8 protein-coding genes and 1 pseudogene are annotated in these 10,971 nt (G+C 70.3%); 7 read left to right on the top strand and 2 right to left on the bottom strand.

The genetic code is table 11. From position 1 onward, the window contains the following. From ABZT17_RS43840 to ABZT17_RS43865, 6 genes are all read left to right on the top strand, one after another. Window positions 1-656: glycerate kinase (locus tag ABZT17_RS43840; RefSeq protein WP_356357778.1), on the top strand; the 656-nt coding region annotated here is incomplete at its 5' end. A 32-nt stretch (window positions 657-688) separates the two neighbouring features. Next, window positions 689-1,624: a LysR family transcriptional regulator gene (locus ABZT17_RS43845; RefSeq protein WP_356357779.1), complete on the top strand. Its 936-nt coding sequence runs from the start codon at window positions 689-691 to the stop codon at window positions 1,622-1,624. 126 nt (window positions 1,625-1,750) lie between these two features. Next, complete coding sequence (locus tag ABZT17_RS43850; RefSeq protein ID WP_356357780.1) at window positions 1,751-2,836, top strand: tartrate dehydrogenase; 1,086 nt, start codon at window positions 1,751-1,753, stop codon at window positions 2,834-2,836. Window positions 2,837-3,343: 507 nt separating this feature from the next. Further along, window positions 3,344-4,228 (top strand): xanthine dehydrogenase family protein subunit M, encoded by an 885-nt coding sequence (locus ABZT17_RS43855; protein WP_356357781.1) that lies wholly within the window; start codon window positions 3,344-3,346, stop codon window positions 4,226-4,228. After that, window positions 4,225-4,746 (top strand): (2Fe-2S)-binding protein, encoded by a 522-nt coding sequence (locus ABZT17_RS43860; protein WP_356357782.1) that lies wholly within the window; start codon window positions 4,225-4,227, stop codon window positions 4,744-4,746. Before ABZT17_RS43855 ends, ABZT17_RS43860 begins: the two co-directional genes overlap by 4 nt. Next, window positions 4,743-7,148: a xanthine dehydrogenase family protein molybdopterin-binding subunit gene (locus tag ABZT17_RS43865; protein WP_356357783.1), complete on the top strand. Its 2,406-nt coding sequence runs from the start codon at window positions 4,743-4,745 to the stop codon at window positions 7,146-7,148. The genes ABZT17_RS43860 and ABZT17_RS43865 overlap by 4 nt, the downstream gene beginning before the upstream one ends. Before the next feature lie 6 nt (window positions 7,149-7,154). Here the strand turns inward: ABZT17_RS43865 and ABZT17_RS43870 are convergent, their stop codons facing one another. After that, the gene (locus tag ABZT17_RS43870; protein WP_356357784.1) at window positions 7,155-10,019 is read right to left on the bottom strand and encodes a SpoIIE family protein phosphatase; all 2,865 of its coding nucleotides are present in this window, start codon (window positions 10,017-10,019) and stop codon (window positions 7,155-7,157) included. 359 nt (window positions 10,020-10,378) lie between these two features. Between ABZT17_RS43870 and ABZT17_RS43875 the strand changes: the two are divergent. Next, a pseudogene (locus tag ABZT17_RS43875) lies at window positions 10,379-10,617 on the top strand (carbohydrate binding domain-containing protein); the annotation flags it as partial. A 132-nt stretch (window positions 10,618-10,749) separates the two neighbouring features. On the opposite strand, the gene ABZT17_RS43880 reads toward ABZT17_RS43875, so the two are convergent. After that, the coding region (locus tag ABZT17_RS43880) for an aldehyde dehydrogenase family protein (protein ID WP_356357785.1) at window positions 10,750-10,971 on the bottom strand (222 nt) is incomplete at its 5' end.

Here is a 10,971-nt window from a genome sequence, read left to right on the forward strand (position 1 = left end):
GGGTCATGTCGGCGTCATCCCCGCCGTCCGGCGCCCGGGCGCGGGCTTTGTCCTCGTGGACCCACTTTCGCAGCGTCCTCGCCACCGACGTGGACAACCCCCTGCTCGGACCGCACGGCACCGCCGCCGTCTACGGCCCGCAGAAGGGGGCGACCGAGGACGACGTACGGGAGCTGGACGCGGCCCTGTCCCATTTCGTACGACGACTCGAAGCGGCCGGAGTCCCCGACGCCGCCGGTCTCGCCCGCACCGCCGGGGCCGGCGCGGCCGGCGGGCTTGGATACGCGGGCATGCTGCTGGGCGGACAGGTGCGCTCGGGAGCCGAGTACTTCCTGGAGCTGCTCGGCGCCGACGAACTGCTCGCGGACGCCGACTTCGTCGTCACCGGAGAGGGCAGCCTCGACGAGCAGTCACTGGCGGGCAAGCTGCCGGTCGCGCTCGCGGGACGGGCCCGGCGGTGGGGCGTCCCGGTGCACGCCGTCGCGGGCCGCTGCACCCTGCCTCCGGAACGCGGCGCCGCCCACTTCGACTCCGTACAGGCTCTCACCGAGCTGACGGACGAGGACTGCGCCCACGACAGCGCGCTGTCAGCGCGGCTGCTCGCCCAGTGCGGGCGCGCCCTCGCAGAGCGGTGGACGGGAGGCCCCGCCGGATAGGTTGGCTCTGCCCTGAGCCTGTGCGTCAGGCCGTGGGGGAGACTCGCGCATCGATCGGCGGAGGCAGCGTGGACGCCCGGCAGTTGGAGTACTTCCTGGCCATCGTGGAGCACGGCGGCTTCAGCAAGGCCGCCGCCGCGCTCCATGTGGCCCAGCCGTCGCTGTCGCAGGCCATGGCCAACCTGGAGGCCGACCTCGGAGTGGCCCTCTTCCACCGTGTGGGCCGCGGCGTCGTGGTGAGCGAGGCGGGCCGGGAACTGCTGGAGCCCAGCCGGCGTGTGCTGCGCGACCTCGCCGCCGTACGCGACACCGCCGCCGCGCTCACCGGGCTGCACGGCGGCAGCGTCGAGGTGGCCACCATGCCGTCGCCCGGCATCGAGCCGCTGACCACCCTCGTCCACCGATTCGCCGAGCTGCACCCTTCCGTGACGGTGAGCACGCATGCCGCCTTCACTCCCGACGAGGTCGTCTCGCTGGTCCGCGACGGGACCTGCGAACTGGGCCTGCTCGGCTCCTCCAGCCCCCTCAACCCGGCCGGCCTCGACGTCCTGCATGTCGAGGACCAGCCGTTCGTGGTCGTCGCCGCGCCCGGTGGGGCCATCGAGGACGACATCACCATCCGGCCCGATCAGCTGGCCGGGCAGAAGCTCATCGCCTCCCGCACCGGCAGCCTGATGCGTCACATCGTCGACGACATCACCGCGGGCGGCACCGGCACGGAGATCGTGACCGTCGTCGACCACCGCACCTCGATCCTGCCGCTGGTCCTGACCGGCGTCGGGATCGCCGTGCTGCCCTCCTCCTGGACTCGGCTGGCCCGTCGCTGCGGAGCCGTGGTCGCCCCCATCGAACCGACCGCCCACCTCCATGTGGCGATGGTCAGTCTGCCCGCGCACCTCACCCCGGGCGCACGCGCCTTCCTCGCCCTGACCGAGTCCCTGGCCCGACGCCGCTCCCGCGACACCTGACACGGCGGCTGCCGTGGGACCGATCGGCTGCGCCTATACGTCGCATCGGAACCTGGTCTTGGACGCCGTAGGACCGCCCTGTGTTGACTCGAAAGCGGTCCCACCACAGCGAGCCGGAGGCACGACATGACCACCGCACCCCGCACGTTCCGCATCGCCGCCATCCCCGCCGACGGGGTCGGCAAGGAGGTCGTCGCCGCAGGACGGGCCGTCCTCGACGCGCTGGCCGAGGACTCCGGCGGCGCCTTCGCGTTCGAGTGGGAGGAGTTCGACTGGGGCTGCGAGTACTACGGGCGCACGGGCCGGATGATGGACGAGGACGGCCTGGAGCGGCTGAAGGACTTCGACGCCATCTACTTCGGTGCCGTCGGCTGGCCCACCGTCCCCGACCACATCAGCCTGTGGGGGCTGCGGCTGCGGATCTGCCAGAGCTTCGACCAGTGGGCCAACGTCCGGCCCGTGCACTTCCTGCCCGGGGTCACCAGCCCGCTGCGCAAGGCCGACGACACCGAGCTGGACTGGGTCGTCGTCCGCGAGAACAGCGAGGGCGAGTACGCGGGACTGGGCGGCCGCAACCTCGGCGGCCGCGGTCCGGGCGGCGAAGTCGCCGTCCAGTCGGCCCTGTTCACCGAGGTCGGCTGTGAGCGCATCATGCGCTTCGCCTTCGACCTCGCCCGCACGCGCGACCGCCGCAAGGTGTCGTCCGTGACGAAGAGCAACGCCCAGCAGTACGGGATGGTCCTGTGGGACGACGTCTTCAAGCGGGTCGCCGCCGACTACCCGGACGTGGAGACGGAGAGCGTCCTGGTCGACGCGATGTCGGCGAAGTTCGTGCTCAGGCCCGAGGACCTCTCGGTCGTCGTGGCCTCCAACCTCAACGCCGACATCCTCTCCGACCTCGGCAGCGCCCTGGCGGGCAGCCTGGGCCTGGCGGCCAGCGCCAACCTCAACCCCGAGCGCCGCTTCCCCAGCATGTTCGAGCCGGTCCACGGCTCCGCCCCCGACATCGCGGGCCAGGGCCTGGCCAACCCGATCGGCGCGGTCGGCAGCGCGGCCCTCATGCTGGACCACTTCGGTCTGCCGGAGCAGGCGGCCCGCCTGAACAAGGCGATCGAGACGACGACGGCCGCGGGCATCCTGACGCGTGACGTGGGCGGCACCGCCTCCACGGAGGACGTCACCAAGGCCCTCATCGACGCGCTGACCGCCTGAGGACCCCCGGCACAGCCCGCGTTGCCGGGGCGCCCGGAGCACGACGAGTCTCCGGGCGCCCCGGCCTCGATCTCTAGAAGAACCCGAGCTTCCTCGGGCTGTACGAGACCAGAAGGTTCTTGGTGTCATCGCCGCCAGGATGATCAGCGGTCCGCCCGGACGCGGCCGCCTTCGCGGGTGACAACACGATCCGCGACAACTCGTGTGTCTCGACGTACCTGTGGAGCAGGGAGTGGACCAAGGGCGCCGACCGGCCGGTGTACACCTGTGGCCGGCAGTTGAAGCGGATCAGCGGTGGTCCAACGGCAAGCCGACGGCGAGATCGGCTCCGTGAACCAGGCCGGTGACACACGGTGAGATCTCGTGTACCCGGCGGCGTCGGCCGCCCATGGGTCGGCATCGCGCCTGATGTGGTGCACTGGGAGGAGAAGGACAGCGAGCCGGCCGACCTCGGCTCCGGCCCCGGTCACCTGCTGCTTCCCCAGGAGCCGCAACCTAGGAGAGGCGATGAAGCCGCCTCCGTTCACGTACTGCGATCCCGAATCCGTCGACGAGGCCGTCGCGCTCAAGAGCGAGTACGGCAGCGCCTCCCTTGTCCTGGCGGGAGGACAGAGCCTGCTCCCCATGCTCACCATGCGGCTGGCCAGACCCGAGGCTCTGATCGACATCAACAAGATCGGTGACCTGCAGAAGATCGAGCGCCGCGCCGACATGCTGGAAGTCGGCGCCGGGGTGCGCCAGTACGAGCTGGAGGACCACCCGCTGGTCGGCGAACTGGTCCCGCTGCTGCCGGCGGCCACGCGCCACATCGGCCATCTCGAGATCCGCCACCGTGGCACGGTCGGCGGCAGCGTGGCGCACGCCGACCCCGCCTCCGAGCTGCCGTGCACGGCGGTGGCACTCGACGCGACGGTGGTCGTGCGGGGGCCGTACGACACCCGCACCATCGAGGCCCGGGACTTCTTCCAGGGCCGTATGATCACGGCGCTGGAGCCCGTGGAGGTCCTTGTCGCCGTCCGCTACCCGGTGACGCCGCGCACCGCGGGGCACGCCTTCGTGGAGGTGGCCCGGCGCGATGGCGACTTCGCGCTCGCCGGCGCCGCCGCGCTGGTGGACCTCGACGAGGACGGCCGCTTCAGCTCCGTCGCCGTCGGCGTCTCGGGCATCTCCGACACGCCGGTCCGCGCATTCGCCGTTGAGGCCGCGCTGATCGGTGCTGTCCCGAGCGAGGAGAACATCACCAGGGCCGCCGAGGAGATCGTGCCCTGGGTGGTCTCGGGGGACGACCAGCAGGCAACGCATGCGTACCGCCAACACCTCGCCGCCGTCGTGGTGCGGCGAGCGCTCACCGCGGCCGTGGCGCGCGCCCGAGAGAGGAGCGACGCGAAGTGACGACCTCCACCGCCGCCAAGTACGTCCTGGCCCGCCGGATCGTGACCGTGCGCGTCAACGGGCGGGGCGTGGTCCGCGAAGTGTCGACGCGCACCACGCTCGCCGACTTCCTGCGCGACGAACTCGACCTGGTCAGCGTGCATCTCGGCTGCGAGCACGGCGAGTGCGGATGCTGCACCGTCCTCTTCGACGGACACTCCGTGCGCGCCTGCCTGATGCTGGCCGTCCAGGCGGACGGGCACGCGGTCGAGACCGTCGAGAGCCTGTCCGTCAACCCGGCCGAGCTGCACCCCGTCCAGGAGGCCTTCGCCGAGGAGCAGGGCCTGCAATGCGGCTTCTGCACGCCCGCGATGGTGCTGCGCGCCAAGGAGATCCTCGAGACCGGCCGGGACCTGACCGATGCCGAGGTGCGCCACGAGATCTCCGGGATCCTGTGCCGCTGCACCGGCTACCAGAACATCGTCAACGCGGTTCAGTCCGCCGCCGGCCGACGGCCCCGGGGAGGTCGTGACCCATGACCTACACCTACATCGGCAAGGACCGCAGGCGGGTCGAGGATCCCCGGCTGCTGGTCGGCCGCGGCGGCTACATCGCCGACCTCAAAGTGCCGGGAATGCTGCACGCGGCCATCCTGCGCAGCCCTCTCCCCCACGCGTGGATCAGGTCCGTCGACGCCACCGAGGCGCTGAGGCTGCCAGGCGTCGTCGCCGTGCTCACCGGCGAGGACTGCAAGGCGCGAATGAACCCCTGCATGAGCTTCGGCCCGGCCACCGTCACGCAGTACCCGCTGGCCGTGGACAAGGTCCGCTACGTCGGCGAGGCCGTGGCCGCCGTCGTGGCGGAGGACAGGTACGTCGCCGAGGACGGCGTGGACCTGCTGGCGGTCGACTACGAGCAACTCCCGCCGGTCACAGATCCGTTGGCGGCCATGGCGCCCGAGTCCACCCTGCTGCACGAGGAGCACGGCAGCAACATCGGCTACGAGAGGACCTTCGAGTTCGGCGATGTGAACGCCGCGTTCGCCGACGCCGAACTCGTCGTCGAGGACACCCTGCACTGGGGCCGCTCGGCCGGCATGCCGATGGAGACCACGGGCGCGGTGGCCCGGCCCGGCTTCAACGGCGTGCTGGAGATCTACTGCAACTCCCTCAACTTCAGCTACTTCACCTTCCTGATCGCGGCCACCCTGAAAATCCCCTCCAACAAGCTGACGATGAAACCGGTCCCGGCCGGCGGCAGCTTCGGCAGCAAGCTCGCCGCGCACAAGGTGCCCACCCTGGCCGGCTTCCTCGCCCTGCAGACGGGGCGCCCGGTGTCGTACATCGAGGACCGTCTCGACCACCTGACCAACTCCGACCACCACGGTTGCGACCGCTACTACGAAGCCCGCATGGGCTTGCGGGCCGACGGCACGATCGTCGGCCTCGACATCGACGTCGTCGACGACTACGGCGCCTACATGCAGTTCGGCGTCGGCCACCACGGCAACGCCTTCTCCCAGGTCGTCGGCCCGTACCGGTTCCGGGACGTGCGCTACCGGCTGCGGGCCGTGCTCACCAACAAGTGCCAGCAGGGCGCCTACCGCGGCTTCGGCTCCGAGGTGCACAACTGGGTGCTGGAACGGCTGGTCGACCAGGGCGCGGCCCGGCTCGGGCTCGCTCCCGAGGAGATCCGCCGCCGCAACTTCATCCGGCCCGACCAGTTCCCGTACAAGATCCCCGGCGGCAACCTCTACGACAGCGGCGACTACCCCGCCGTACTGGACAAGGCACTGTCGATGATCGACCTCGACCGGTGGCGCGCCGAACAGAAACGGCTGCGGGAGGAGGAGGGGCGTCACGTCGGTATCGGGCTGGCCACGACCCAGGAGCGCAGCGTCTTCAGCGCCACCGAGTTCTGGTTCCTGCTGGAGAAGCCGACCTTCCCGCTCACCTCCAGCCCCGAGAGCGCGACGGTGACCATCGACCCCACCGGGCAGTTCCAGTTGCTGCTGCACTGCCAGTCGATGTGGGGCAACAGCCCCGAGACGGTGGGCGCCACCGTGCTCGCCGAGGAGTTCGGGATCGAGCCGGAGAGCGTCAACGTCCGGTACGCCGACTCCTCCCACGCGCTGCCCGGCACCGGACCCGGCGGCAGCCGCTACACCGCCATGGTGGCCGGCGCGATCCGCGGAGCGTCGCGCAAGCTGCAGGACAAGCTTCTCCGCATCGCCGCGCACACCCTCGAAGTGGCCGCCGCCGACCTCGAACTCGTCGATGCGCGCGTGCAGGTCAGAGGCGAACCGGAGACGGGGCTGACCATCCCCGAACTGGCGGGCACCGCCTACTTCTTCGCGCTCAGCCTGCCCGAGGGCATGACCAGCGGCCTGGAGGAGTCGTACACCTACGACCACCCCTATACGACGCTGCCGGCACCCGACGGCTCCGACCTCGGCGTCTTCTACCCGATCATGGGGCACGCCTGCCACATCGCGGTCGTGGAAGTCGACCCCGACACCGGGATCGTCTCCTTCCTCGACTATGTGGCCGTGCACGACGCGGGGACGATCGTGAACCCCAAGAGCCTGGGCGGCCACGTCACGGGCGGCGCCACGCAGGGCATCGGGACCACGCTCTACGAGGAGTTGGCCTACGACGAGGACGGGCGGTTCCGGTCCTCGACGTTCAGGGACTACCTGATCCCCACCGCGGGTGAGGTCCCGGCTTTTCGCATCGGACACGTCCAGACGCCCTCGCCGTTCACCGAGTACGGCATCAAGGGCGGCGGCGAGGGCGGCCGCATGGTGGCTCCGGCGGCCGTGTCGGCGGCCGTCGACGACGCTCTGCGGGAGTACGGGATGCGGGTGCGGCACGTGCCGGTCAAGCCCTGGGAGATCGCGGCGGCGGTGCAGGAGGGGCGCGTCGCGAAGGGGCCGGTCTGATGTCGGTCAGTGGGCCGGCGGAATGTCCTGCTCGGTCCAGATGCACTTGCCCTCGTCGAGATGGCGTGTGCCCCAGCGCTGGGAGAGGGCGGCCACCAGGTGCAGGCCCCGGCCGCCCTCGTCGGTGAACGCGGCGCGGCGGATGCATGGGCTGGTGAGGCTGCCGTCGTAGACCTCGCAGATCAGCGAGCGGCTGCGCATCAGGCGCAGGCGCAGGGGGCCGCTGGCATGCCGGATCACGTTGCCGACCAGCTCGCTCACCAGGAGTTCGGTGGTCATGGTGAGCTCGTCCAGTCCCCAGACGGCCAGCTGGCTGCGGACGTACTCCCGTGCCTGGCCGGCTGCCCGCGGGTCGTCCGGAAGGCTGCACGAGGCGACTCTGTCGGCAGGTGTGCCCCGGGTGTGGGCGACGAGGAGGACCGCGTCGTCCTTGGTCCGCTCACGTTCGGGCAGCAGAGCCGAGACGATGACGTCGCACAGGTCGTCCAGGCGCGTGGTGGCCTCGGGTCGGTCGCCGGTCGGGAAGTACGAGGTCCGGGCGATCGCCCAGGCCAGCGTCTGTCTGAGCTGGGCCAGTCCCTGGACGATGTCCCGGTTGGCGGATTCGATGAGGCCGTCCGTGCAGAACACGAGAAGGCTCTCGTCCGGCAGCTGCAACTCGTGTGTCTCGAAAGGTGGTTCGGCGGCGCCCAGCGGCGGGTCGCAGGCCAGGTCCGGGCAGTGGACCGTGCCGTCGGGGTGGACGATCGCGGGTGGCAGGTGACCGGCCAGGGAGAGCGTGCAGGTGCGGGTGACGGGGTCGAACACGGCGTACGAGCAGGTGGCGTACTTGTCGTCGCCGAGGTCAAAGACAAGTTCGCTCAGGTGGGTGAGCAGCTCGTCCGGACTCAGTTCGAGGTCGGCCAACGCGCGCACCGCTGTGCGCAGCTGACCCATGACGGCGGCTTCGGCGATGCCGTGCCCCATGACGTCGCCGATCACGATGGCGACCCGGTCACCGGACAGCGGGATCAGGTCGTACCAGTCGCCGCCCACCTCCTCGCCCTGACCCGCGGGCATGTAGCGGGCAGTGGCGAAGGCGGCCGGCAGGGAAGGCAGTGTCCTCGGGAGCAGGCCGCGCTGGAGTTCCTGGGCGCGGGTGTGCTCCGCGTCGTACAACCGGGCCCGCTCCAGTGCCTGTGCGATCAGCCCGCTCAGGGCGATCAGCAGGGTGCGTTCCTCCTCGCTGAAGGAGCGCGGGCGGGAGAAGGAGACGACACAGCAGCCGATCGCGTGCCCGGAGGCGATGAGCGGAAGGAACGCCCAGGCCTTCTTGGCGGAGGCGGACACGAAGTTCTCGAACTGCGGAAAGCGCCGGACGTATTCGGCGGGTGATTCGATGAATCCGGGGGTGCGGGTGCGGAACGTCTCGCTGATCGCCATGTGGGACGTGACCGGGATCCCGTCGATCTGGCGCAGGAATTCCTCGCTGTAACCGACGGATCCGACCACGTGCAGCCAGCCGCCCGCGAGCGCGTTGACCACCAGCCCGTCGGCGCCCACGGGCGGCAGCACGCGGTCGGCGACGGCCTTGACCACGTCGCTGGAGGTGACGGCTTCCGACAGCGCCGCGGTCAGCTCGGTCATCCGGGCGCTCCGCTCGGCCGCGATGCGTTCCCAGCCCCCGGCCGGGGGGACCCCCGTCTCGCTTCGCTCGGCCTGCCCCGGTCGCTCGTCGGTGACGTCGGCGAAGTGGATCGCCAGCCCACCGGTCGGCAACGGGGCCAGCCGTACATGGTGGACGCGCTGGTCGGCCGGCCGGTGGACGTCGAAACTGATCGGCTTTCCTTCGGCGGCCGCGCGCCGGCACTGGACTTCGAGACCGGGGGCGCATCCGGCGGGAATGTCCCACAGAGGGCTGCCCAGCAGCGTCCGGCCGGGGCCGAGGAGCCGCTCGGCCTCCTTGTTGGCGAAGGTGATCCGCCAGTCCTCGGCGACCGTCAGGAATCCGTCCCCCATGGCGCGCAGGGCGGCGAAGGCCGGATCGTACGCGGCCTGTGTGCGGGCCGGGATCCACAGCGTGCCGACCATGCGGGCCGAGGTGCCGTCCTCGCCCGGCACCCTGTGGCCGCGTGCCCGCACCGACGCTGATGTGCCGTCGCCGTGGTGCACCCGGTATTCGGCGTCGTACACCGCCCCGCCGGCGAACGCCTCGCGGATGTCGGCCGTGAAGGCCGGCAGATCCTCGATGCCCGAGAGGTACCAGCCGAGTTCCGTGCTCGCGGCGCTGTCGTCGACTGCCTGCAGCGACTGGCCGGACAGGTCGATGACCAGTGGGGTGAGCGTCACGGAATCGGCCGCGGCGTCGTATTCCCAATGTCTGATCGCCACTGGGCGGGGCGACCCCCCTCGGAGTTCCAGGTGTCCGGCCGCCCACGCCGCGACGGAGCCGAGAAAGGACCGCTGGGCGGGGTCCGGCTCGTCGGCTCCCGCCGTGAGCACCGACAGCGCACCGATGCGCCCACCGGTGGCAGGCAGAGGCACCGCCGCGGTGCCGGAGGCCCCGATCCCCAGGCTGTCCCCGGCCACCCACACGAATGCACCGCCGCGAATGGCGCGTGCGGGGGCCACGTCCCCGTCCTCGTGGAGAGTCGCCCATGCCTCGGCGATCTCCGGCGCGAGCCCGCGGGCCGTCACCAGGCGCAACCGACCGGAACCCGGTTCGCGCCAGTGCACGAAACCGCCGAGGCCTCCCAGGTGGGTGGACGCCTGCTCGAGCGCCACGTTCAGGGCCTCGGCCGTCGACAGCCCATGGTTGACCGCACGCAGCCATGGCCGCATCACCTCGGGCTGTTCGATGCGGCTCCCGGGCCTCGCGTTCCCAGTCGCCACCTGGTCTCCCGTCGTGGAGGGGAGATTCCTTTATCGGCAATATCTCGGCAAATCCGACCAGTATTGCCACTGTATCCCTGCAGGGTCCGGGCGTTCCTGGCGGCGCCGGACGCGATCGGTAGGGCACAGCGGCGCCCTGTGGCACCACGTCCTCTTCTGGTGCAGACCCCTTTACGCGTCTGTCATGTCCCTGTAGCTTCCGCACTGCAAGAACTTTCAGGAATTTTCCGGTTGGTCTTGCAGGGACGCTCGAGCCGCCCGGATCCGCCCCGTATTGGAGTCGCCATGAGATCTGCACTCCCGCGCCGGCCACGACGCCCCCTCGTGGCGTTCGTGGCGGCGACCGGACTGCTCGGGCCGGCTCCTGGACGACGGTTCCCGGTACGCAGATGGAGAGCGCCTGCACGGACTGGGTGAAGAAGACCGTCGACCTCGGCTCGGCCACCGGACTGCAGGCCACCTTCAACAACGGCAGCGGCACCTGGGACAACAACGGCGGCAACAACTACGCACTGGGCACCGGCACGATCACCGTCAAGACTCCACCGCCACCTCCGGCTGGACCACCGCCAACATCCACTACGCGCCCACGGGCGGCCCGCGAATGGTCCGGCAGGAATCTCTTGAGGCGCCAGAATGTAGCCTTAAGGAATTAATCGATTACGGTGGGTATTCTCTGCGGCGGGTTGCCTGGAGTGCAACAGTGCCTCCAGACAACCCACTTGAGACGCTAGAAGAAGCCAAGCTTCTGAGGGCTGTAAGAACAAAGAATGTTCTTGGTCTGCTGGTAGTGCTCCAGCATCATCTTGTGCGTCTCGCGCCCGATCCCGGACTGCTTGTAGCCGCCGAACGCCGCGTGGGCCGGATAGGCGTGGTAGCAGTTGGCGACGCCCACGCAGTGCGCCACACCGCCGAACTCGGCGTATTCACGCTCGAACTGACGGACCTCGTC

The sequence above is a fragment of the Streptomyces sp. NPDC005648 genome (genome assembly GCF_040605395.1).
Taxonomy (GTDB): domain Bacteria; phylum Actinomycetota; class Actinomycetes; order Streptomycetales; family Streptomycetaceae; genus Streptomyces.